The organism is Bacillota bacterium, assembly GCA_013178415.1.
Lineage (GTDB): Bacteria > Bacillota > SHA-98 > Ch115 > Ch115 > Ch115.
On sequence record JABLXA010000014.1, the window covers coordinates 56,027 to 80,155 of the forward strand.

24 protein-coding genes, 3 tRNA genes and 1 other annotated feature are annotated in these 24,129 nt (G+C 51.3%); of the genes, 23 read left to right on the forward strand and 4 right to left on the reverse strand.

Annotated features, from left to right (window positions below):
* From HPY52_11645 to HPY52_11655, 3 genes are all read left to right on the forward strand, one after another.
* A complete protein-coding gene (locus HPY52_11645) occupies positions 1-2,487 on the forward strand; it encodes a glycoside hydrolase family 2 protein (protein ID NPV80910.1) in 2,487 nt (828 codons plus the stop codon).
* A 232-nt stretch (positions 2,488-2,719) separates the two neighbouring features.
* Positions 2,720-3,118: a hypothetical protein gene (locus tag HPY52_11650; GenBank protein ID NPV80911.1), complete on the forward strand. Its 399-nt coding sequence runs from the start codon at positions 2,720-2,722 to the stop codon at positions 3,116-3,118.
* Complete coding sequence (locus tag HPY52_11655) at positions 3,109-3,408, forward strand: hypothetical protein (protein ID NPV80912.1); 300 nt, start codon at positions 3,109-3,111, stop codon at positions 3,406-3,408. The genes HPY52_11650 and HPY52_11655 overlap by 10 nt, the downstream gene beginning before the upstream one ends.
* Positions 3,409-3,525: 117 nt before the next feature.
* Here the strand turns inward: HPY52_11655 and HPY52_11660 are convergent, their stop codons facing one another.
* Positions 3,526-4,842, reverse strand: a complete 1,317-nt coding sequence (locus tag HPY52_11660) for an amidase domain-containing protein (GenBank protein ID NPV80913.1) — start codon at positions 4,840-4,842, stop codon at positions 3,526-3,528.
* Positions 4,843-4,979: 137 nt separating this feature from the next.
* Here HPY52_11660 and HPY52_11665 point away from each other — a divergent pair, with 137 nt between their 5' ends.
* Positions 4,980-5,411 carry a DMT family transporter gene (locus HPY52_11665; protein ID NPV80914.1) on the forward strand — a complete coding sequence of 144 codons (432 nt, stop codon included), beginning with the start codon at positions 4,980-4,982 and terminating at the stop codon, positions 5,409-5,411.
* Between the two features lie 14 nt (positions 5,412-5,425).
* Here HPY52_11665 and HPY52_11670 read toward each other — a convergent pair whose 3' ends face one another.
* Positions 5,426-6,289 (reverse strand): hypothetical protein, encoded by an 864-nt coding sequence (locus tag HPY52_11670; protein NPV80915.1) that lies wholly within the window; start codon positions 6,287-6,289, stop codon positions 5,426-5,428.
* Positions 6,290-6,524: 235 nt separating this feature from the next.
* On the opposite strand from HPY52_11670, the gene pdxS reads away from it, so the two are divergent.
* The 18 genes from pdxS to HPY52_11760 all read left to right on the forward strand — a co-directional run bounded on the left by pdxS (position 6,525) and on the right by HPY52_11760 (position 22,053).
* Positions 6,525-7,409: a pyridoxal 5'-phosphate synthase lyase subunit PdxS gene (gene pdxS / locus HPY52_11675; GenBank protein NPV80916.1), complete on the forward strand. Its 885-nt coding sequence runs from the start codon at positions 6,525-6,527 to the stop codon at positions 7,407-7,409.
* A 24-nt stretch (positions 7,410-7,433) separates the two neighbouring features.
* Complete coding sequence (pdxT, locus tag HPY52_11680; GenBank protein ID NPV80917.1) at positions 7,434-8,018, forward strand: pyridoxal 5'-phosphate synthase glutaminase subunit PdxT; 585 nt, start codon at positions 7,434-7,436, stop codon at positions 8,016-8,018.
* A 33-nt stretch (positions 8,019-8,051) separates the two neighbouring features.
* Complete coding sequence (locus HPY52_11685; GenBank protein NPV80918.1) at positions 8,052-9,329, forward strand: serine hydroxymethyltransferase; 1,278 nt, start codon at positions 8,052-8,054, stop codon at positions 9,327-9,329.
* 171 nt (positions 9,330-9,500) lie between these two features.
* Positions 9,501-10,079 carry a pyruvate synthase gene (locus HPY52_11690; GenBank protein NPV80919.1) on the forward strand — a complete coding sequence of 193 codons (579 nt, stop codon included), beginning with the start codon at positions 9,501-9,503 and terminating at the stop codon, positions 10,077-10,079.
* Complete coding sequence (locus HPY52_11695; GenBank protein NPV80920.1) at positions 10,076-10,438, forward strand: 4Fe-4S binding protein; 363 nt, start codon at positions 10,076-10,078, stop codon at positions 10,436-10,438. The genes HPY52_11690 and HPY52_11695 overlap by 4 nt, the downstream gene beginning before the upstream one ends.
* Complete coding sequence (porA, locus tag HPY52_11700) at positions 10,438-11,616, forward strand: pyruvate ferredoxin oxidoreductase (protein NPV80921.1); 1,179 nt, start codon at positions 10,438-10,440, stop codon at positions 11,614-11,616. The genes HPY52_11695 and porA overlap by 1 nt, the downstream gene beginning before the upstream one ends.
* Positions 11,617-11,626: 10 nt before the next feature.
* A complete protein-coding gene (locus tag HPY52_11705) occupies positions 11,627-12,565 on the forward strand; it encodes a pyruvate ferredoxin oxidoreductase (protein NPV80922.1) in 939 nt (312 codons plus the stop codon).
* A gap of 226 nt (positions 12,566-12,791) precedes the next feature.
* Positions 12,792-13,014: a binding site (T-box leader), on the forward strand.
* 56 nt (positions 13,015-13,070) lie between these two features.
* Positions 13,071-14,357 (forward strand): serine--tRNA ligase, encoded by a 1,287-nt coding sequence (serS, locus tag HPY52_11710; GenBank protein ID NPV80923.1) that lies wholly within the window; start codon positions 13,071-13,073, stop codon positions 14,355-14,357.
* 41 nt (positions 14,358-14,398) lie between these two features.
* Positions 14,399-15,949, forward strand: a complete 1,551-nt coding sequence (xylB, locus tag HPY52_11715; protein NPV80924.1) for a xylulokinase — start codon at positions 14,399-14,401, stop codon at positions 15,947-15,949.
* A 369-nt stretch (positions 15,950-16,318) separates the two neighbouring features.
* Positions 16,319-16,408: transfer RNA gene (locus tag HPY52_11720), tRNA-Ser, on the forward strand.
* Between the two features lie 535 nt (positions 16,409-16,943).
* Positions 16,944-17,633, forward strand: coding sequence for a DUF1538 domain-containing protein (locus HPY52_11725; GenBank protein NPV80925.1), 690 nt, complete (start codon positions 16,944-16,946; stop codon positions 17,631-17,633).
* Entirely contained in the window at positions 17,630-18,373 is a 744-nt protein-coding gene (locus HPY52_11730; protein NPV80926.1) for a DUF1538 domain-containing protein, read from the forward strand. The genes HPY52_11725 and HPY52_11730 overlap by 4 nt, the downstream gene beginning before the upstream one ends.
* 138 nt (positions 18,374-18,511) lie before the next feature.
* Positions 18,512-18,883: a P-II family nitrogen regulator gene (locus HPY52_11735; protein NPV80927.1), complete on the forward strand. Its 372-nt coding sequence runs from the start codon at positions 18,512-18,514 to the stop codon at positions 18,881-18,883.
* A 191-nt stretch (positions 18,884-19,074) separates the two neighbouring features.
* A complete protein-coding gene (locus HPY52_11740) occupies positions 19,075-19,284 on the forward strand; it encodes a hypothetical protein (protein ID NPV80928.1) in 210 nt (69 codons plus the stop codon).
* Positions 19,285-19,434: 150 nt separating this feature from the next.
* Positions 19,435-19,529 (forward strand) — tRNA-Ser (locus HPY52_11745).
* A 354-nt stretch (positions 19,530-19,883) separates the two neighbouring features.
* On the forward strand, positions 19,884-20,351 hold the full coding sequence (locus HPY52_11750; GenBank protein NPV80929.1) for an Rrf2 family transcriptional regulator: 468 nt from the start codon (positions 19,884-19,886) through the stop codon (positions 20,349-20,351).
* Between the two features lie 36 nt (positions 20,352-20,387).
* Positions 20,388-21,152: an ATP-binding cassette domain-containing protein gene (locus HPY52_11755; protein ID NPV80930.1), complete on the forward strand. Its 765-nt coding sequence runs from the start codon at positions 20,388-20,390 to the stop codon at positions 21,150-21,152.
* Positions 21,130-22,053, forward strand: a complete 924-nt coding sequence (locus HPY52_11760) for a SufD family Fe-S cluster assembly protein (GenBank protein ID NPV80931.1) — start codon at positions 21,130-21,132, stop codon at positions 22,051-22,053. The genes HPY52_11755 and HPY52_11760 overlap by 23 nt, the downstream gene beginning before the upstream one ends.
* Positions 22,054-22,125: 72 nt before the next feature.
* Here the strand turns inward: HPY52_11760 and HPY52_11765 are convergent, their stop codons facing one another.
* Together HPY52_11765 and HPY52_11770 are read right to left on the reverse strand one after the other, a co-directional pair.
* Complete coding sequence (locus HPY52_11765; GenBank protein NPV80932.1) at positions 22,126-22,650, reverse strand: type 1 glutamine amidotransferase; 525 nt, start codon at positions 22,648-22,650, stop codon at positions 22,126-22,128.
* Between the two features lie 652 nt (positions 22,651-23,302).
* Positions 23,303-23,408: transfer RNA gene (locus tag HPY52_11770), tRNA-Lys, on the reverse strand.
* A gap of 482 nt (positions 23,409-23,890) precedes the next feature.
* On the opposite strand from HPY52_11770, the gene HPY52_11775 reads away from it, so the two are divergent.
* Positions 23,891-24,129, forward strand: a 239-nt coding sequence (locus tag HPY52_11775) for a hypothetical protein (GenBank protein ID NPV80933.1), incomplete at its 3' end; no start/stop codon positions are given.

Consider the following 24,129-nt stretch of genomic DNA (forward strand, 5'->3'; position numbering starts at 1 on the left):
TTGATTTGCAGGATCTCTTTGAACGGCGAGTGGCAGTTTGCTGAGGCATCTGAGGCCCGGGATGGTAAATGGGCGGCTGGCAGAGTGCCAGGATGCGTACAGCTGGATCTCATGGCCCTCGGAAAACTTCCTGATCCATTTTACAGGATGAATGAGCATTATGCTCACGAGCTTGAAGATAAGGAATGGGTTTACAGGAAAGAATTTGATTTCGCGGGCGGGAAATATCATGCGGCTGAGCTGGTCTTCATGGGTTTGGATACATTTGCTGACATCTATATCAATGGGCATTATCTCGGCAGAGCGCAGGACATGTTCATACCATACAGATATGACGTTACGGATACGTTGGTGGTCGGAAAGAACATCATTGAGGTCAGGTTTGCTTCTCCCATCAACGAAATAAAGGCTATGGAAAGGAATAGCCCTGTCCGGCTTGCGTCGAGCAGCGAATCCGCGCGGCCATATGTGCGCAAGGCCCAGTATTCCTATGGTTGGGACTGGGGTCCGCGCATCGCTCAGGTAGGCATCTGGCGTCCTGTGTACTTGGAACTCATAGAGGATGCCAAGATCGAACATCCATTTTTCTTCACTCGTGAGATAAAAAACGGGAAAGCTTCTGTAAGTGTCAGAGCGGAGGTACAGAGGCATGTTGATGGAGAGCTTTCCGCCAGGGTGGAGGTTGCATATGAAGGAGAAAACGTGGCATCCTGTACGGTTCCGGTAAAGCCCGAAAGAGGCGGGGAGGGGATAGACGCTTTCTTTTCCATTGACTCTCCCAGGCTCTGGTATCCCAATGGCGTGGGTGAACAGCCCCTCTACGAGATAAAAATAACTCTGCTTAAAGAAGGCAGAGCGATAGATGAGAAGAGCTTTCGCTCCGGCATACGGACAGTAAGGCTTCTGCAGCAGAAAGATGACCAGGGCACGAGCTTTATATTCGAGATAAATGGGGTCAAGGTCTTTGCCAAAGGCGCTAATTGGATACCCGCTGATAATCTTCTCCCGCGCCTGACCCCAGAAGATTATGATGAGTATATAAGGCTCGCCAGGGATGCGAATATGAATATGCTCCGAATTTGGGGCGGCGGGATCTATGAGGATGAGGCATTTTATGAGGCTTGCGATCGTTACGGAATCATGATATGGCACGATTTCATGTATGCATGCGCCGAATATCCCGACCAGTTTGAATGGTTCAGGGATCTCGCTCGTAAAGAGGCTGTGTCTGTGGTCAAGGCCCTTCGCAATCACCCGTCCATAGTGCTGTGGTGCGGCAACAATGAAAACAACTGGGGATTCCATTCATGGTGGAAGGTTGGAGATCCCGAATTTCTTGGCAACTATATTTATAAGCAGATTCTTCCCGGGGTCTGCGCAGAGCTTGATCCATCACGGCCTTATTGGGTTTCGAGCCCATATGGTGGGGAAGATCCTAATAGCGAGGCAGAGGGTGACAGGCATGCGTGGAATGTTTGGTCTGGATGGATAGACTACGGGCAGTATGTGCATGATACCGGACGTTTCCTGAGCGAATTTGGATTCCAGGCCATGCCAGATTGGAGAACGGTGCTATCCTTTACTGCACCTGAGGATAGACATATTCTCAGTCCTGTTATGCTTGCCCATAATAAAATGGTGGAAGGAATGGAACGGCTTGTACGGTTCCTGGTGGGGCGCATCGGTTTCCCTCGGGACCTGAAGAGCTTCGTGTATCTTACCCAGCTAAACCAGGCAGAAGCCATAAGAACCGGTGTGGAACATTGGCGAAGCCGGAAATTCGCCACAGCCGGTACTATTTACTGGCAACTCAATGATTGCTGGCCTGTGGCGAGTTGGTCTTGCCTCGACTATTATCGCCGCAAGAAGGCGCTATATTACTATACCAAGAGATTTTTCGCAAATTTTCTGGCAGTAGTTAAGCATAATGGCGACAGCATCGTCATAATGGGCGTGAATGATGAAGAGCGCGATGTAGAGGGCCGGCTGCGAGTAACTGTTTATGATCTTAAAGGCAACAGGCTGAGCCGGAAAGAGCTAGGCGTACGCCTTTTGGCCAATGATGTTACTCTCCTTGCCCGTTATACCTGCGAGGATCTGGGAATAGGCTATGAACCACGGCTTGTGCCAATAGACCTTCCCGGCACGACCCTGCCTGTCGAAAAAAACGGGCGTCTTCTCGACGCCGCTGTATTCGTGGAGCTTGAGGTTAGCGGGAAATCCTATAGAAATTATGCTGTATTCGACCGGTTCCGTAATCTGAGTCTCGAGAAGCCCAGTATCAGCCTGGAGGTGGATGGCAATCTCATTCGACTGAAATCTGATGTTCCCGCCTTTGGGGTATTCATAGAAACTGAAAAGGATGTAGATTTGGAAGACAACTGCCTCAATATGGAGCCTGGAGTCACCTATACCGTTCGGTGTTCTGGCGATCCTGGAAAGGTACATGTATTTGATCTTACGAGAATGGTTACACGTGTTGAGTAGCTAACAGGGACGCGCCGGGTATCTGGAGGCGAAATGGCGGCCATGCGCAGTTTGCTGTAGTTCCAGTGGATAACCTCGTAAAATTGGGCGCTTCTCCCAGTCCCGTTGCCGGTGGATCTCCCACCTGCAGCGGGACCCTCGACCTGGAAGTCGCATGCGCCATCCTATTTTTCCCTCAATACTCCCCTAAGATTTGACGCTCTGGTTACCAGGATGTTACCCAAAGTTAATAATGACATGCTATCCTCTTGCCAATGCAGGGGCAGAGATAGTGAACAAACGCGCCGTTGCAGGGTGGACCTCAGGCGGTTCTCTTTTCGCGCCACACGGCAGCGATACTCATGAGGAGATGATAGATATGCCAAAAGCAAATGCAGGAAGCAATGTCAATATATTCCGCGCTTCTCGTCCAGGGGCGCCGGCGGACGGGGTATCTATGTCGCGGAAAGCCAGGGCATCATCTTCGCCGGGGAGAGATCCCAGTCTCAAGCATGGCGCCCGTCAGGAGAGCGGCAGGAAACGTCTCGGATCAGACCGGCCTCAGCAGGCAGCGATAGGCATAGATGAGAGGATCGCGGCGCTTCATGAGGTGTTATATGAGATATCTCTCATATCTGGCGGATGCTGCTGACATATCCAGGTCCGGCTGGGTATGACCGCGACTCCCTACCGCCCATTGCTGCCGTCAAAACCGCCTCAATCGATATCTCTCCCCATGACAGGCTCTTGATCATCGCCCCTCATTGTGATGATGAGACTCTTGCCGCAGGCGGAGCCCATCATGATGCAGTGAGGTTGGGCGCGAAGGCATATGTAGCGGTGGTCACAAATGGGGATGGCTTTCCACTTGCCGCTGACAGGACATTTCGCACGATAGAAGTCTCTTTTTGGGCATTGAAAGCAGGATTCGGGGGGACTTGATCGATCGCACCATTTGGCGCATTTTCCAGATCCGGCAAGCACCAGGCATTACGCGGTTGCCGGACCATCTGTAACAACATGGCAGCCTTGCCTGGAGAAGCGTCGGAGTTTCGTCTGTTATTCATTGATCCGGAACAGCCGGAAAACAGTCTTCTGATCCCAGCCCAGATCCCAAGGAACTCTGCAGCGGTCGGCCGTATGGCTATTTACCAGCACATATCCATGGGAATCCCTTCCCACGACCACGGCAAAGTGCTCAATCCGGCCTTTCTCTTCATAGCCAATCAGGTCTCCCTCGCGCAGTCTCTGGATAGCGCCTTCTGGCGAATCGCTAGTCGGTGCGGTGACTTCATGGAACAGACCGCGTGCTATCTGAGTTGCACGCCTGCTGTGCTGCAAATAGTTGGCAAATGTCTCAGCTTGGACCCATGCCCTGCTGCCTCCCCTGCCAGATATCGAATGGCTGTAATACCATACATAGTCAGTTGGGAGACCACCAGCTTCTTTGTCTGCCAGGACTTGGGATACGAAATTTGTGCAATCCCCACCATTGCCTGTATAGTCTTTGTATTTGGGGTTATAGCGAGCGGCGTGGTTTTGGTCCAGGGAGACGCCACAGTACTTCATGGCATAATCAACCGCCGCTTCGCGATTGTAAGCGCCTTTAGATCCTGAGGGCGGGGCCTGGGTCATCCTCCCGCTCTGATCGTTACCTTGGCTCGACATCCACTCTTTGTCATTCCTGCTGCGCCATTTGGCCATTCCCCCGGGCAGACAGGCGGGATTTACCTCGGGAACTAGGGTGTCTTCATCGAGAGGATCCGTATACCAATCACGCCGGATCAGCCAGTTGCCCTGCTTGTATGCCAATTCCACTAGGTGGCGGGTCCCTATTCCGAAACGATTTACGCATTCACTGCAATCGTCTGCGTATACATAGTCGAGATAGGCGTTTTGCGTTAGGCTTATCCAGGCGGTGTTGTCCTTGATTTCGACCCTTTGCGCGCGCAAGCAAGACATGGCACGCGTGATCTTGATTCCACGTTTTTCCGCCCAGGCTTTGATATATTTTACGCGGCGTTGTTCATGGTCAAGGGCCCATCTGCCATATTTGGAGTTGGTATCATATAGGGGGGCAAGTGGATCAGGATCTCCTGTCAGAATTGCATCCGCCCTTCTGTTGAACATGGTTTCCAGCTGCAGATTGATTACGTCAATAAGTGGAGCTGTGGAATCACACTCTTCGTTCAGCTGTTGTGGTCCATTCCAAAATATCTCCAGGAGTTCAGCAGGGGGTAGTTCCCGGGGCAAGTACCGCGATCGGATGGTATGGAAAACCAGCAGCACGAGGGATAGAACGATCACTCCCGCTCCCATGACAGCCACAATCATCCGGGTCAATTTGAGGACGGTTTTGTTTGCTCCCTTACGCATGCGCCGCGCTCCTTCTTGCAGAGGTGACTGGATTATCTAATCTAGGAGTGTGATCGATCCCGCATGATCGATCTTTTGAATATTTATGCGGGCGACCAGAGCCTTACCACAGGGTGTCAAGATTGGAGGGGCTATGGATGTTAGTGTTTTTGCTTGCAATATTCGGGGTGATCTGCTGGGGAGTAGCCCCTGTCTTTGGCAGGTTAGGGCTGGATAAGGTGGACCCGATTACGGGTCTATGCCTGAGAACCCTGATTGCAGCGACAATAGTCGGCAGCTGGCTATTGGCCACGGGATATACGTGGCGCCTGCACAATGTTCCATTACGTTCCTGGCTGCTCTTGGGGGTAGAGGCCATATTCGCCACGCTGCTTGGGGATCTTGCATATTACGCGGCCCTGAAGCTCGGGAAAGTTTCAAATGTATCTCTAATCATGTCCACTTCCCCTGTCATTACACTTTGGATGGCCCACTCTATCCTTGGAGAGCATTTGACCTGGCTTCAGATCGCAGGATGCTTTCTGATCGTGCTGGGGCTCTTCCTCGTAGGATTGCAGCATAAGCTCTAGACATCACCGATCATTCATGACCACTGTCCCTCTCTAGGCCTGCGTTCCGTCCCATCGCGGCGCTCATAGGGGACAGGTATGTATTGCACAGATGGCCTGTGCTGCATGGGTTGGGGATAGAGCTCCATAAGCTCATACACTTCCCTTGGTAGGCCGACCTTCACATCAAGACCCAGTTTCTTGAGCTCGTCGCATGTGATAGGGTAATCATGAGTCCAGCGCCCTTCAGTCAGAGCTCTGGCGATTCTCTCTGCATCTCCTTGGGGCATTCGTTCAGAAAGGATTCGGTAGACACTGTCGTAGACCTGTGTCATGGCTTTCGCCGCGATATCCCCGAGAATCAGCGTCTTATCATCTAATTGATCCTTGCTCTTTTGTTCTATTGCCCTAAGAATTGATACCGCGGGATAGCCTCCGAGCTGCGGATCCACAGGCCCCAAGACCGCGTTTTCATCCATCACGATCTCATCCGCGGCGAGGGCCAGGAGCGTGCCGCCCGACATAGCATAATGTGGCACGAAGACAGTTACCTTAGCTTCGTGTTTCTGTATTGCATGGGCAATCTGTTCAGCAGCCAGCACCAATCCCCCGGGAGTATGCAGGATGATGTCGATGGGCAGGTCATCAGGGGTGAGTCTGATGGCCCTGAGTATTTTCTCGGAGTCCTCAATGTCGATGCTTCTCGATATGGGAATCCCGAGGATACTTAAAGATTCCATTCGATGAATCATGGCAATGACCCTGCTGCCACGCTTCCTTTCCATGTTGCGGATTATGCTATACCTGGAGATCTGAATTCGCTTTTGCCTATAAAGAGGGGTCAAGAATGTCCAGAGCAAGATCAAAATCCAGAAAAGGTTTGTAAACCCAGAGTCCATTTTTTACAGGCCTCCTTTCCTCTCCTTGTGATGATGCGCCAACCCCGCCAGAAATATGCGCGGAGATATCCAGAGAGCGATGTGCACAAATTTTACGTTTACTTGTATTCTCCTATGAGGTGTAGTAAAATATGGTGCCAGAGAGAACTGGGACTCAGAGATCGATTACCTCCGGTCGATGTCAGAGGCTGATGAGCGTTTTTGTTGATATTCACGAATGGGGGGAATGGATATGGTGGTCGAGAAAGGCACATGGACCGTCAAGAAGGGCCTTGCGGAGATGCTGAAGGGTGGAGTCATAATGGATGTAACCACCCCTGAACAGGCGAAGATCGCGGAAGATGCCGGAGCTGTCGCCGTGATGGCCCTGGAGCGTGTTCCAGCTGATATCAGAGCTGCCGGCGGAGTAGCTAGAATGGCAGACCCGGTGGTCATAGAGAAGATCATGAATGCCGTAAGCATTCCGGTCATGGCCAAGGTAAGAATTGGGCACTTTGTCGAGGCGCAGATTCTCGAAGCGCTAGGTATTGACTATATCGATGAAAGTGAAGTGCTCACTCCGGCTGATGAAGCGTATCACATAAATAAGCACCTTTTCAAGGTCCCGTTTGTCTGCGGTTGCCGGAATCTTGGAGAAGCCCTGCGGCGCATTGGTGAGGGCGCGGCCATGATAAGGACGAAAGGGGAAGCAGGGACCGGGGATGTTGTTGAGGCTGTAAGGCATATGCGGTGCGTGATGGATGAGATCCGTAGACTCAAGAACATGCCTGAAGAAGAATTGATGACTGCCGCCAAAGAAATGGGGGCCCCCTACGATCTCGTGAAAGAGGTAGCTGCCCTTGGTAGATTGCCCGTGGTGAATTTCGCGGCCGGTGGAATCGCGACCCCTGCAGATGCGGCATTGATGATGCAACTTGGAGCAGATGGGGTTTTTGTTGGTTCTGGTATATTCAAATCTGAAAATCCAGCAGCCAGGGCGAAGGCGATAGTCGAAGCTACGACGCATTATAACGATCCGAGCGTTTTGGCAAGAGTATCCAGGGGTATCGGCGAGGCCATGCGCGGCATCCAGGCAGCCGGACTATCAGAGATAGAGAGGATTCAGGGCAGGGGCTGGTAACCCGGCAACGAGGGGGAAACGGACTTGAAATCAGCAGCAAAGATCGGGGTTTTGGATTTACAAGGAGCTGTTGAAGAGCATATTGAAATGCTGAAGAGCATTGGATGCGACACGGTGGCGGTGAAGAAGGCAGAGCAACTCGATGGGCTGCAGGGCCTTGTAATCCCCGGCGGAGAGAGCACTACCATCGGCAAATTAATGGAGCGGTATGGGCTGGCCGAAGAGATAAAAAAGAGGGCACAAGATGGAATGGCTATATTTGGCACCTGTGCAGGCTTGATCTTGCTAGCCGAAGATATCAATGGAAGTTCTCAAATGAGGCTAGGCCTCATGGGTATCCGAGTAAAGAGGAACGCTTTCGGCCGGCAGGTAGAGAGTTTCGAGGCGGATATTCCCATCCCGGTTCTCGGAGGCGCGCCATTCAGGGCCATTTTCATCAGGGCGCCATATATCGAATCTGTAAAACCAGGAGTCGAGGAACTTGCCCGCGTAGACGGCAAAATTGTATTCGCCCGCCAGGGGAGATTTCTCGTTTCAGCTTTTCACCCGGAGCTTTCTTCTGATAACAGGATTCATAGATATTTTGTCGAACAGGTGGTAAAGGGTTAGCATTCATGGCGACCTTCTCCACATGATGCGGGAGTGGTTTCTTTGCTTGATGAGGTTTGGACGATAGACCCAGAGGTGGCGGAGGCTATAGAGGCTGAAACCAGGCGGCAGAATTCGAAGATAGAGCTCATCGCATCGGAAAATTTTGCCAGCACGGCGGTTATGCAGGCTCAGGGCTCTGTGCTCACCAATAAATATGCAGAGGGTTATCCTGGCCGACGCTATTATGGCGGGTGTGAATTCGTTGACATTGTGGAAGATCTGGCGATCAGGCGCGCGAAAGAACTCTTCGGGGCAGAGCATGTCAATGTGCAGCCCCATTCCGGCGCGCAAGCTAATACTGCGGTATATTTCGCGGTCCTCACCCCCGGGGACACTGTCCTTGGGATGGATCTTTCGCATGGTGGGCATTTGACTCATGGTCATCCCATCAACTTTTCCGGAAGATATTTTCGTTTTATCCCGTACGGGGTTTCCAGGGAGACGGAGATTATCGATTATGACCAAATAAGGAATCTCGCGCGAGAACATAAACCGAAGCTTATCGTAGCTGGAGCGAGCGCTTATCCCAGGATCATTGATTTTCGGGCGATTCGCGAGATAGCTGATGAGGTCGGCGCTATGGTGATGGTGGATATGGCTCATATAGCAGGGCTGGTAGCTGCCGGGCTGCATCCGAGTCCGGTGCCCTATGCGGAGTTTGTGACCACCACCACACACAAGACCTTACGTGGACCCCGCGGGGGGCTAATCCTTTGCCAGGAGCGGTTTGCAAAGGCCATAGATCAGGCCGTGTTCCCCGGCACTCAGGGGGGTCCCCTGATGCATGTAATCGCCGCCAAGGCGGTCGCTCTCAAGGAAGCTATGAGTGAGGGGTTCAAGGCCTATCAGAAGCAGGTTGTGAGCAATGCTCGGACCCTGGCCGCAGCCATGGCTGATCGTGGTTTCCGGTTAATCTCCGGTGGCACTGATAATCATCTCATGCTTGTCAGCATGATAGAAAAGAATCTCACTGGCAAGCGCGCCGAAAGGTTGCTGGATGATGTAGGTATTACAGTAAACAAGAATACGATTCCCTTTGACCAGCAGAAGCCTTTTATAGCGAGCGGAATACGCATGGGCACCCCTGCCGTAACGACGAGGGGAATGAAAGAGCCCGAGATGCATGTAATAGCAGAAATCATTTCTTCTGTGCTATCCCAGCCAGACAATGAGGCTATCAGGGATGAAGCGCGCGAAAGGGTCCACGCCCTGTGCTCGCGATTCCCTCTATACACCAGGCTTCTCTCCTCTATGCGATCTTCTAAATGAACCATGATCTGCTGATATCTCTGCCATAACCAATCTTTTCGCTTTGACGAAACGGGCTCCACCTCCTGAGGGAGATGCGGCCCTTTCATTGCTTTTGCATGTCCAATTTTGACAGCCCTAAATTTCCATGCCTGATGTTGGCATAATAATGGAGTGAAGGAGGGTATGCAGATGCAAGATCTTCTGGAGATACGCTGGCATGGGAGGGGCGGCCAGGGGGCGAAAACGGCTGCCATATTGCTGGGCGAAGCAGCTGCTGAGGCCGGCAAGTACATTCAAGCTTTCCCAGAATATGGGCCTGAAAGAATGGGAGCCCCTGTGCTTGCATTCAACCGTATCAGCGACTCCCCCATCCGGCTTCATTGCCACGTGGAAAAGCCAAGCATAGTGGTCATTCTGGATCCCACCTTGGTGGGCAAGACTGATGTGACTGGCGGAGTCCCCGAGGACGGCATATATCTTGTCAATACCAGCCTTTCCCCGGCGGAGATCCGCGCGAGGCTAAACATTGAAGGAGGACGCATCTTCACCGTAGATGCAACTCAGATAGCGCTCGACACCATTGGGCGTGATATTCCAAACACGCCGATGATGGGGGCCTTGATCAAGGCAACAGGCATCCTCGATCTTGAAAGCTTCGTAACAGATACGCGGCGAAAGCTGGAGAAGAAGTTCCGGTCTAAGCCAGAGGTCATAGAGGGGAATATCCAGGCTATCAGGCGCGCGTATGAGGAGGTGCGGGGAGAATGAAATCAGAAGGCAAAGTCAAAGGGTGGAAGGATGTTCCCCGGGGAGGTCTCATTCTCGACGCAGGCAACGCACTGGATTATGAGACTGGCGACTGGCGGACCTACAGGCCTGTATGGCACCCAGACAGGTGCATAAATTGCTTCCTCTGCTGGGTGTATTGTCCTGATTCAGCCATAGAAGTCAAGGATGGCAAGGTTGTCGGAATCGACTACAAGCATTGCAAGGGCTGCGGGATATGCGCCAATGAATGTCCGCCCAAGGTTCGCGCTATACAGATGCTATTAGAGAGCGAAGCTGCCGGGCATGAGCATGATAAGGCAGAAGAGGCAAAGGAAGGAAAGGGGAGGGGAGAGGCCTGATGGTTAAAGCGATGGCCATTACCGGTAATGAGGCAGTGGCAGAGGCTATGCGACAGGTAAATCCGGATGTGGTGGCTGCCTACCCAATCACCCCGCAGACAGAGATTGTTCAGATCTTTTCCACTTTTGTCGCCGATGGCCTCGTGCACACAGAATTCGTTCCTGTGGAGAGCGAGCACTCTGCCCTGAGCGCAGTGGTAGGCGCCTCCGCCGCTGGGGCGCGGGCTATGACGGCCACCTCATCTCAGGGATTTGCATTGATGTGGGAAGTACTCCATATCGCTTCCGGCATGAGGCTGCCGATCATCATGCCGGTAGTCAATCGTGCACTGTCCGCGCCGATCAACATCCACTGCGACCACAGTGACACCATGGGAGCCAGGGATTCAGGGTGGATACAGCTCTACTCCGAGAATGCTCAGGAGGCTTATGATAACCTGATCCAGGCGGTGCGTATAGCAGAGCATCCAGATGTCATGCTTCCCGCAATGGTCATGATGGACGGGTTTATCATCAGTCATGGAATGGAATCGGCCCATCTGCTGGAGGATAGTGTTGTCAGGGAATTCATAGGGGAGTACAAGCCAGAGCATTCTCTGCTGGATGTAGATCATCCTGTAACCTACGGGGCGTTGGATTTTGCTGACTGGTATTTTGAACACAAACGCCAAGAGTCGGCTGCTCAGGAAAATGTAGCATCTGTAGTTCTGGAAGTGGCCGAAGAGTTTCATAAAATCTCCGGTCGAAAGTATGGACTTTTTGAGGCTTACAGGCTGGATGATGCAGAAATCGCTATAGTTGCGTTGAATTCAACCGCGGGGACCGTCAAGGAGGTATGTGATAGCCTGAGGGAAAATGGGATAAAGGCTGGACTGCTGAAAATCAGGCTTTTCAGGCCATTCCCGCACAAACAGGTATTGGATGCTCTCAGGCATGTGAAAGCCCTGGCTGTTCTGGATCGGGCAGATACTTATTCAACCATGGGAGGGCCGGTTTATATAGATGTTAGGAATGTGATGTATGACGCGCCAGGTCCCAAGATCGTGAATTATATCTATGGGCTGGGCGGGCGTGACCTCGACCTCGATGAAATCACAAAGGTCTACAGGGACCTTCAAGACATTGCATCCACCGGCGTGGTGCAGGAGCCAATAACCTATCTGGGAGTCAGGGAGTGAGGTGATGCGTATGGCAACGCTGAAAGAATTGGCGCGGAAAGAGGAGCTATTGACGGGGGGACATCGAGCATGTGCAGGCTGCGGCGCTCCTGTCGCGCTGCGGCTGGCCTTAAAGGCTGCTGATACGCCTGTTGTGGTAGGATGCGCCACAGGATGCCTGGAGGTTACCACCACGATCTATCCATTTACGGCATGGAAAGTCCCATTTATACATAATGCTTTTGAGAATTCGGCCGCCACGATCAGCGGGGTCGAGGCTGCCTATCGTTCTTTGAAGAAGCAGGGAAAGATAAACCGGGATATTCAGTTCCTTGCGGTAGGAGGGGATGGAGGAACCTATGATATAGGGTTTCAATCCCTCTCCGGGGCTATGGAACGGGGCCACGACATGGTGTATATCTGCTATGACAACCAAGCATATATGAATACCGGGATCCAGAGGTCCAGTGCCACCCCTGCGGGCGCCGCCACCACTACCTCTCCTGCCGGGAATGTAATGCCCGGAAAACTTCAACCGCGGAAGGACTTGACCATGATCATGGCTGCTCACGGTATTCCCTATGTTGCTCAGACCACCGTGGGTCACTGGAATGATCTGGTCACCAAGGTCAGGAAGGCCTTTGAGGTCAAGGGGCCGGCATTCGTCAACATCCTCGCCACATGCAGGTTAGGCTGGGCGATCAACCCCGCGGATAGTGTTGAAATATGCAAGGTTGCAGCTGACACATGCGTCTGGCCTCTATATGAAGTGGAGAATGGGAAGTGGCGACTCACCTATAGGCCGAAGGATAAGGAGCCGGTGATTGAATGGCTCAAGCGCCAGGGGAGGTTCAAGCATCTATTCACTGACAAGAACAGGCACATAATTGACGAGATTCAGGCTGAAGTCGATCGCAAATGGGAGGAGCTTCTTGAAAGATGCGGCATGACCCTGAAAGACGCGGGATGACCTCGGAAGGCGCGGAATGACCTTGAGGGGTGCGGGATGACCTCGGAAGGCCCGGGATGACTTTGGCAGATGCGGGATGACGACGAGGCCTGAGAAATCCGATAATGGCAGGTCCGCGGTTGGTAGATCCGGAACCGCTAAACCTGGGGCTGGTGGACCAAGGCCTGTCGAATCCAGGCCTTGATATTGGCGATGCCGGGTAGTATAATTCAATCAAATAACCAAGATAAAAATGATGAAGGGGAATAGTAGGCTGGGTAACCTTTAGAGAGAGCCGGATCTGGTGGAAACCGGTAAGGTGAGCGGTTGAATCCACCCTGGAGTGGCGGATAAAAAACGCCCGGCGTGTCCGTTATCGCACTACAAGTGGGCCGGAAGACCCGGCATAGGCCGGGGTCATTTATGGCCAATAAGGGTGGCACCGCGGGATAAAACCTCTCGTCCCAGAGCAACAGTGGGATGAGAGGTTTTCTATTATTATTTCAATGAAGGTGTGGTGAATATAATGCTTGACATCAGGCTTTTCAGGACTGACCCTGATCGAGTCAGAGATGCTCTAGTCCGTCGGGGCGAAGATACGAGTGTCGTGGATCAAGTGATTTCGCTGGATGAGAAGAGGCGAAGCCTCTTAACTGAAGGGGAAGCTTTAAAGAGAAGAAGAAACGAGGCTTCTGCAACCATAGCGAAACTCAAGAGCAAGGGGACGAATGCCGATGATCTGATGGCTGAGATGAGGGAGATCTCCGACCGCATAAAGATCATAGATGAGGAAGTGAGGGTTACAGAGGAAGGGCTGAATGCCCTTCTGATGAGCATTCCCAATATCCCGCATGAGAGCGTCCCGGTCGGCAAAGATGAATCTGAAAACATAGAGATTCGCAGGTGGGGCACGCCACGGAAGTTCGAGTTCGATCCTAAAGCCCACTGGGATATCGGCACATCTTTGGGGATACTGGACTTTGATCGCGCCAGGAAAATCACCGGCGCCCGTTTCACGGTGTTCAGAGGGACAGGAGCAAGGCTTGTGAGGGCCCTTATAAGCTTTATGATCGATCTACACGTGAGAGAGCATGGTTATATGGAGGTATACCCGCCTTTTCTCGTGAATCGTGATAGCATGACTGGAACAGGGCAGCTACCCAAATTTGAAGAGGACCTTTTCAAATGTGCAGGCACAGACTACTATCTTGTTCCGACTGCGGAAGTGCCGGTGACAAATCTCCATAGAGATGAGATCCTGGACGGGGCGCGGCTTCCCATCTACTATGTCGCCTATACCGCATGTTTTAGAGCTGAGGCCGGGGCGGCCGGGCGTGACACGAGAGGACTCATTCGCCAGCACGAATTCGATAAGGTAGAGCTTGTGAAGTTCGTCAGGCCTGAAACCTCTTATGATGAACTCGAGAAGCTGGTGGGGGATGCTGAGGATGTATTGAGGCGCCTTAACCTGCCATATCGCGTCATGCAGATGTGTACCGGCGATGTCGGGTTTGCGGCAGCAAAGAAATATGACCCTGAGGTATGGATGCCGAGCTACGGGAGGTATGTGGAGATATCATCCTGCAGCAACTTCGAGGATTTCCAGGCTAGAAGGGCAGGGATCAAATTCCGTCCCGCCCCGGGAGCCCGGCCAGAATTCGTCCATACGTTGAATGGTTCCGGCCTTGCTGTTGGGCGAACCTTCGCGGCAATCCTCGAGAATTACCAGCAGGCTGACGGTAGCGTGGTGGTGCCGGATGCGCTGGTGGAGTATATGGGCGGAATGAAGGTCATTGGGCCGGAGGAATGGTAACACGGTCATTATCAGATGATGACGGATGGAGGGAAATTCCGGTGCGTTATCTTATAGGTCTCGACATTGGCACAACCGGAGTAAAGGGGCTTGTGATTGATGGGGCTGGCAGGGTGGTCAAACGAGCGTTTGAGGGATATCCGCTCGAAAATCCGCGGCCCGGTTGGGCAGAGCAGAACCCTGCTGATTGGTGGCGCGCTACTGTTTCGGTGCTGAGGGAGCTTCTGTCGCAAAATGGAGCAGGTAGGGAAATAAGGGCCGAGGATATCGCGGGCATAGGGTTGTCTGGGCAGATGCACAGTTCAGTCTTTCTAGATGCATCAGGAGAAGTGGTCCGCCCCGCTATCTTGTGGTGTGACGTGAGGACTTCTGATGAATGCAGATGGATAACCGCTGCCGTCGGTGGGCGGGAAAGATTGATCGAGCTCACATGCAATCCTGCCCTTGAAGGGTTCACGGCTCCCAAGATAATCTGGCTCCGCGATCATGAACCCGAGAATTTCAAGAGAGTCGCTAAAGTCCTTCTTCCAAAAGATTATATTCGTTATCGGATGACAGGCGAAATGGCGACCGAAGTGTCAGATGCTGCCGGAACCCTGCTCTTTGATGTGGCGGGCAGGCGATGGTCGCGGGATGTTCTTAATGCTCTAGGATTGAACGAGGGTATGGTCCCTCCATATGTTGAGTCCCAGGATGTATGCGGTAGGATTACCCGTGAAGTTGCCGATGCTACCGGCCTTCTTGAGGGGACGCCCGTCGTCGCGGGCGGGGCGGACAATACCTGCGGCGCCGTGGGAGCCGGGATAGTCAAAGAGGGAAGGGTCCTTACGAGCATAGGTTCATCCGGCGTTGTAGTGGCACATACTGATCGCGTTATGAAAGATCCCCTCGGAAGAGTGCATACATTCAATCATTCGGTGCCTGAACGATGGTATCTAATGGGAGTGATGCTATCGGCTGGGATGTCATTCAAATGGTTCCGAGATGCCCTTGCCGCATCCGAGAAGGAGGTAGAAAGGCTTTCCGGCATTGATGCCTATGAAATCCTATCGCGTGAGGCAGCAAAAGTCCCGGCAGGCAGCGAGGGGCTCATATTCCTCCCCTACCTAACAGGAGAGAGAACTCCGCATGCAGATGCAGATGCCCGTGGAGTATTTTTCGGTCTCAATCTCCGTCATACAAAGGCTCACATGGCAAGAGCCGTGATGGAAGGCGTGGTATTTGGGCTCAAGGATTCTCTTGAAATCATCAAGTCCACCGGGATACATGTGGATGAAGTGCGGGCCATCGGAGGCGGGGCAAAAAGTCAGGTATGGAGGCAGATACAGGCGGACATACTCGGCGTGGATATTGTGACTCTCAATATTGAGGAGGGGCCTGCCTTCGGCGCGGCATTGCTCGCGGGCGTTGGTGTTGGCGTCTATCCCAACGTCATCGAGGCGGCTGAGAATACCATAAAGGCTGTGACTCGAGTATCCCCGGCTCAGGACAGGCAAGAAGCCTATCAAGGCTATTATGAGATCTATAAGGATCTATATGTTGCCTTGAAGGATAATTTCAAGAAACTCTCCCGTCAGGTTCAGGCGCAATAAAGATAAGTCAGCTGTTCATCTATGAGCAGCTAGACATCGGCAGATCAGTCAAGTATTGGGAGATCAGCGATTCACTAGTAGGCTGGCTATGCATCGATAGGTCTACTAAGTCGGTCACGCATAGATAGGACTGCAGGCCATCGGCAAGTCACCTGCCTTTCAGGGATGAGCTGATGGACGGGGTGATTTCGCGCTTTCGAGTGCGCCCGCAAGGGCGCACAAGTTTTAGATGAAGAAAGGGGCCTGCGGGCTGACCCGCGAACCTGCGAATACCACTTGAAAGATCCTTGTTGAAAGTATAAAATATTGATGCACGGCTGGCTTTTAGGTAAGGCAGTGCCAACTCATGCTTCCTCTTCAGGAGGCCGTGGAGGGGTGGCAGAGCGGTTGATCGCGGCGGTCTTGAAAACCGTTAGGGTTTCACGACCCTCGTGGGTTCGAATCCCACCCCCTCCGCCATGTGATTCTCAAGGGGTTTAGAGTTGGGACTCCTTTTCAGATCTCGTGTGTAAACGAATGAGACCGCAGGTATTTATGAAGACCCTCACAGTCAGAGTGGTCCCCCTTGTGGGCAAATTGAATCTCGATACCAGAAGGGGATTTGGAATGGCGAAGGTCCTTCTTATCAATAAGTAATAAGAGGCACCTAGCACCTGGCAGGACGCTTTATCTGATTTCTCACCTGGAAGCAGGCTCAAGGTCTCGCACCGAAAATGCTCAAATCAAGAGCATGTGGCACAGTTCTTCACCCGTTACCCTGGCGCATTTAGCCCCGCTATTCAGAGGCAGACTGTCCTTGGTTGCATGCTAGAGGACATAACATTTGTAGGCTACAGCTTTAAGGCGGGAATATCCCTAGATAAATCCATGCTTCAGGCCAACGGGATTGGAAAACCGCAAAAAGATTGATTCATGGAATATCGCCTGTGTATAAATACACAAATATAGGCTCATACAATTCACCCTATAAAAGTATGATGGCGAGGACGAGGGCATGAAGAACATTAAAAGCACAGTATCTGAGGTGGCTTTTGCTGTCCTACCGGTGACTGCATTCGTTCTCATCCTGCAAATATTGCTGCGATTTCCCATTACGGTTGTGGTGCAGTTCCTGATTGGCACAGGTCTTGTTACCATTGGTTTGATTCTTTTCCTGCTAGGAGTCCATGCTGGTCTGCTCGAGATTGGAGAAGTGGCCGGAGCGGCTTTGCCGAGAATAGGCAGGGTCTGGGTTATAGCTACTTTGGGTTTTTTCTTGGGTTTTGTCGTGACTGTGGCTGAGCCTGATGTTAGAGTGTTAGCCACTCAAGTAGATATTGTTTCCGGGGGAGTCATTTCTAAGAATCTCTTAATTTGTATTGTGGCTTTGGGAGTAGGGATATTTGCGGGCCTGGCTATGTTGAGAGTCATTCTAGGTATTCCTCTGAAACAACTTCTACTTGTAAGTTATGGCCTTGTATTCATACTGGCCGCATTTGCACCTCCTGAATTTGTAGCAGTCTCTCTAGATGCTGGTGGTGTGACCACAGGCCCTATGACGGTACCATTTATTATTGCGCTAGGGGTAGGAGTTGCTTCTGTTTTAGGGGGCAGAAGCACTTCAGCTGATGGTTTTGGTTACGTAGCATTGGCTTCTATTGGGCCGATTTTATCTGTGCTCTTGTTGGGAGTGGCTTATGGTTGAAAGAGATCAAGGTATTTGCGGGGTTTGGCCATGTTTTGCAAGAAGTTGCTATGGCTCTTGTTCCCCTCGCGGTGTTATTCTTATGTCTACAAGCCTGGGTACTGAAATTCCCAAGACAGAGGGTTATCAAAGTCCTTAAAGGTCTAATCCTAACTTTCATAGGTCTGGCACTCTTCCTGCAGGGTGTTTACGTTGGTTTTCTGCCAGTTGGCAGATCATTAGGAGAAATTCTGGGTGCTTTAGATTACAGTTGGCTGTTGATACCGATAGGCTTTATCTTGGGTTTTGTAGCTGCATTTGCTGAGCCTGCAGTTCGCGTATTAACTTATGAGGTTGAAAAGGCATCGGGGGGATATATTCCCCAGCAAGTAATGCTTTACACGCTGTCCTTGGGGGTTGCCGCTTCTGTCGCCTTATCGATGTGGAGAATTCTATCTGGATTCTCTTTATGGCGCCTGGTAATTCCGGGCTATCTGATTTCGTTCATAATAGCACGCTACTCAACTCCTTCCTTTGTGGCCATTGCCTTTGATTCCGGAGGAGTAGCAACCGGTCCTATGACCGTAACTTTCATATCAGCTGTGGCATTAGGCGTTGCCTCAGTAATAAAAGGCCGAAATCCTTTGATAGAAGGTTTTGGGATGGTAGCCCTTGTTGCCCTTTCTCCCATTCTAGCAGTTTTATCTCTAGGGCTGCTCTATAATAGAAAGGAAAAACAAAGTGATCACAATCTTATGTAGATTAAAGCCTTGCTAACATGGTATGTCTAGAAAAGCAGATGGGGCTTCCAAGGAAACTGGGGTCGAAGGCGAGGCCACTGTATTCGTCACCTGTGATTCCCGGCGGAAAGCCTTGTTAAGAGTCTGGGAGGGACTCAAATGGCAGATAATGGCGAGATTTTATATGATTTGATCGTGACCATAGTCAATAAGGGTTATGCGGAAAAAGTAGTTGGTGCTTCAAAAAAGGCAGGTGCTGAAGGAGGAACTATATTATTCGGCCGGGGGACGGGAATCCATGAACATGCCAAACTGCTCGGCATAACCATAGAGCCTGAAAAGGAAATTATACTGACTCTGATTGACCATCAACAAAGCGGTAAGGTCCTGGAGGCAATTATAAATGAAACTGAACTAAATAAGCCCGGGAAAGGGATTGCATTTGTCCTGGAAGTTGGGAAAGTTGTTGGTATTAATCACCTGCTTAACAGGATGGTGAATGAAAAGCTCTCTACTCGTGATCTTCCATGAATAAGAATTAAGTAAACGAGAAAGGCTTCTAAATGGCAGATTTGCGTGCCTGGAGAGAAGTCAGATTGATTCCCGGCGAGAGCAGATATCTGCCTTTGAGTGTGATGGGCTTATAAAGGCTATAATCCACGGAAGGAGCGAGTGACAGTATCCCTGCCCGCTGGGATAGGATCAGGGTTGCAACTAGAAATATGGGAGATATTGACAGAAAGAAAAAGATCGAGAGGATACTTGAATTTGTTAAGGAGCACATGGAATCTACCGCGACGGGGGCGGTTTTTGGCAGGATTTTGGGGAGATATGGCATGGAGGTGTCAGACGAGTCCCTGAGAAAACTACGAAACGGGCTTAATAAGGCGGATGATGATGAGGTGGATTCGCTTTACACCATCATTAGCTGATCTCGCCGGCGGCGCTATGGAAGGACAGAAATCGCGCTGCCCCGGGGCGATTATGAATTTTGTTTTTCTTTGCGCCTTTCTTCTTGACTTGGAGGGAGATAGTGAAGTAGAATATATTTGCTAGGTGAATCTTTGTATACGTTATAGCGCGGAGAGATACCCAAGCTGGCTGAAGGGGAAGGTTTGCTAAACCTTTAGACGGTTGAACAAGCCGTGCGGGGGTTCGAATCCCCCTCTCTCCGCCATTTTATTTTTCCATGGACATTTTCTGAAATGTTTCCTGAAGATTTTTGCCTTACCGCGCCGCGAAAACCGGAAGCGGTCGCCATCGGCTGAGCCCTGCGGCCACCACCAATTGCGCCCCGCGGTCACCGCGATTTCGCCTTGCTGTCATCATCTGTCGCGCCCTAAGGAATCCCCCTCATAGGATAGAAATATCATCTTAAAGCCTATTGACTTCTGCCTGTGCCCGGAATAGAATTGTTTCTGGATACCTGATTAATTTACTCGGATTTTGAGTGTGTGAAGTCACCGGGATTCTGATTGCGTGAAGTTACTCGCATTTTGATTGCGCGAAGCGGACGTGTGGGGTGAGATCTATGCGGATTTCCACAAGAGGACAATATGGACTTCGAGCCATGTGCGTTCTTGCTGCGGACAGATCCAATAAGCCGATTACGCTGCGTGATATTTCTGATCGGGAGCAGATTTCGATGCAATACCTTGAACAGCTGTTTCGCCTTCTGAGGGAGGCAGGTCTTGTAGAGAGCGTGCGAGGTGCAAAGGGCGGTTATCTCATCGCGAAAGATCCGGAGAACATAACCGTCGGGGATATCCTCAGGGCTGTCGAGGGTCCCATCGCTCCTGTTGAGTGTGTCGATCAGGACGCTGACGGTGAATGCTGCGAACGGCAGGATTCATGTCTTACGAGGCAGGCATGGCTCAAACTTCGGGACAGCATGGTGGAAACGCTAGACTCTATAAGCCTTGCTGATTTATGCGCGCCTGCCAGCAGGTCACCTGCCCATTCACCTGTTCATACTGATTCGAATGTCAACTCGAGATAGAATTAAAGCTAAGGATCCGGGGGGAGTGGGACTAGCATGTTGAGCATGGAAGATATTAAGGTCTCCGGCACAAATGGTAATGGAGGAACCTTTGAGATATTAGATGGTGTGTCATGTACATTTGAAGAAGGAAAGATGTATGCTATCACTGGCCCGAATGGCGGCGGCAAGACCTCGCTGGCCAAGGCTATCATGGGGATTTACCGTCCCTCGTCTGGCCGCATAACACTGGATGGCCGCGATATCTCCAACTTGAGCATAACAGAACGAGCCAAGATAGGGATTGGTTACGCATTTCAGAATCCGGTTCGTTTCAAGGGGTTGAGGATCCGGGATCTCCTTGGGATTGCGGCTGGTGACGCAGCGCTTGCAGGAAAGGACAACCTTGAGCGATTCCTTCGGGTGGTCGGCCTTTGTCCGCGAGACTATGTTGGCAGGGATGCTGATGCCAGCCTGTCTGGTGGGGAAATGAAAAGGCTTGAGATTGCCATGATGTTGGCTCGCGACCCAAGGATCGCTATATATGATGAACCAGAAGCCGGCGTGGACCTCTGGACATTTGAACGCCTGCTTGAAGTCGTAACTGGTAGACATAAGCAGAGAGCTGATAGCATCACCATCGTTATAACACATAACGAAAGATTCCTGAGGGCGGCAAACGAGATCTTACTCATGGCCCAGGGAAAGGTGCAGGAGCAAGGTGATGCGGCTCAAATCTGGCCTAAGATAAAGGACGATGTGTCATGCCGCTGGCGCATGTCGTGTGGAGGGGAACAGGATGAAGCTGAATGCTATAGATGAAAATTTGCTTGCAGTTATCGCCGACTTGCACGGTGTGCCCCAGGGAGCTTTCAACATCAGGAAGGATGGAAGCCTCCTGGATCGCATGTCAACAGAGAACATCGAGATCACTTCGAAAAAGGACAGGCCCGGGATCGACGTCTTCGTCAAACCGGGCACCAAGAATGAATCTGTGCATATACCAGTTCTCCTCACGGCTTCGGGAATGACTGACTTGGTATATAACACCTTTGATATAGGTGAGGGAGCGGATGTATTGATCGTGGCCGGATGTGGCATTCATAATCCGGGCGAGAGACAGGCGGAGCATGATGGGATCCATGAGTTCATCATCAGAAAGGGGGCCCGTGTGCGTTATGTGGAGAAGCATTATGGCGAAGGAAAGGGGACCGGAGAGCGCATCCTGAACCCTAAGACAGTATTAGTCCTTGAGGAAGGCGCATATGCTCAGCTCGAACTGGTTCAAATAAAGGGCGTGGATAGCAGTAAAAGGGTAACGGAAGCGGAGTTGGGCAAAAAGGCAAAGATCATCATAAGCGAACGTCTTTTGACACATGGGAAACAGCTGGCGGATTCTGTCATCAATGTGAAAATGATCGGAGAAGATTCCAGCGCTGAGATACTGGCCCGTTCCGTCGCCCAGGATGAATCAAGGCAGATTTTCCGGGCATCGCTTTCTGGGGAGGCCAGGTGCCGTGGCCATGTCGCGTGCGATTCTATTATCATGGATTCTGCTCAAATAAGATCTTTGCCGGGGTTGAATGCCATAAATCCGGAAGCGGAGTTGACTCATGAAGCAGCCATCGGGAGGATCGCGGGGGAGCAAGTAATAAAACTAATGTCGTTGGGTCTTACAGAGAAAGAAGCAATTGATACCATCATCAAAGGGTTCTTGAGGTGAAAAAGAAATGGGAGGTCGCTCAAAGCCGGCCTCCCATTTAAATATCCGGGCTATAGCTTGCCGTTTGCTGCCTCATTCTCCCATTTCGGTGAGGGCCGCGATGATCTCGCGGCAGAAGGCTGGCAGGTCTTCAGGTTTACGTGATGTAATGAGATTGCCATCCCTGACTACTTCCTGGTCCACATAATCCGCACCTGCGTTTCGTACATCGTCTTTGATGGCGAAGAAGCAAGTCGCCCTCTTGCCCTTGAGGATCCCACTCGAAGCCGCTACCCACCCTCCGTGGCAAATCGAAGCGACCACCTTATTCTTTTGGAACATATCATGGACGAACTTGAGAATCGGCTCATAGCGCCTGAGGAAGTCCGGAGCCCATCCTCCGGGAATTATTACGGCATGAAAATCGTCTGCCGAGATCTTATCCGCTGTCACTTCTGCTTCGATAGGCAAACCCGCCTTGCTATGGTAGATATTTGCACTCCCTGTGCCCACCACAACGACCTCGGCGCCTTCCTCCTTGAACCGGTAATAGGGATACCAGACTTCAAACTCGTTGTATGATTGTTCAACAAGGATCGCAACTTTCTTACCCTTCAGTCTCATGATAGCCTTCTACCTCCTCATAATGATAAACATCCCGCCGCTGTCGACATGCCTTCAGGCATAGGACCATTACTCTTGATTCCACTGGCCCCATCCCGACGCTGATGGGATATCGGAGTTACGCATGATATACAGATACTGTATGGTCATGGGTTGGCAGGCCAGATGGCAGCTGAATATTACTGGTTCAGGCTACTGTTTGATAGGTATGCCATATCCCGCTAATATATTCTCCATTGAAACGTCCGATCCTTCATAGAAGCTAAATAGGCCCCGAACTCGGAAAAGCGCTCCGCAGCGCCATCATGCGATTATTGGAAGCAGGGGACACGCATAACCCGTCTTGAACTGCTGAAATGCCGGGTTGTAAAGCCACAAGACATACATCATAGTCGCATTTGTTGCGCCAGCTGCCGAGTATCACCAGGAAGGAGCAAATACTATGGACACTTAATCTCACATGATGCCTACTATGTAGGACGAGGCCGTAGACCTGCTTGAGAAGAACCGGCTAAGTGGGGCACGGAGGTGCTAGGGCTATCGGGTGAGTCACCTAGGACAAGCAATGAGGATACTCGGTTTTCACCCGATTTTTGCTAAAAAAAGAGCCTGGGAACATATCCCAGACTTGAAGCCCTTGATTTTTTGGTGCGCCATGAGGGACTCGAACCCCCGACCCGCTGATTAAGAGTCAGCCAAAGGCTACCAAAACCCTGAAACCCGCATGAAATCAGGATTTCTCCCAACGGCCCCTCAAAATCGAACAGCTAACCTTGACTTTCGATGTCGAAATTGTCAGCTGTTGTCAAATAAGAAGATAGCATAAGGAGAAAGAAATTGCAATATGCGAATTGCCTCTGACCGCCCGAGTTGTCAAAGGCTTTCTTTAAGCAGGTATATTAATTTCGTCGTCGGCTAGATAGACAGACCTGGATTAAGTGCCATGCGGATGTTTTCAAGTTCTAGAAGGGACTCTCATGCGTACTCCGATACAAACCGACCCTCCATTTCGACGGGAATCGACCAGCGATTTGGATCCAAACTGACTATCAATTTCAGACCATTCCGGCCGCTTGGGATGTCCAGTTAACATAAATGGCCGGCACTTCCAGAGTTACGCACGCGGCGAAAGAAATTGCTTGCGGGGTATTGACATGCGGAAATGTGGACGTTATACTTTGAAATTGAAGAGAGATTCCTAGTATAACGTCCTTACATGAGTGTGGTAGATCGCATGGGAAAGAAGGTCTATACAGTGGGGGAAATCTTCAACCCGAGATTGCTGACATTAAAGGAAATCCAGGAGGAGGTCAACATCACCTATGGCATTTCCATATCCCTGGACACCCTTCGAAAATGGGTGGATTTCGGGGTGATCCACCCCCCGGTGGCAAGGGAAAGCCTAGGAAGAGGGGGTGGGATGCATGATCTATTCCCCCCTCAGTTACCACGAGAAGTGGCAGTGGCATGGTA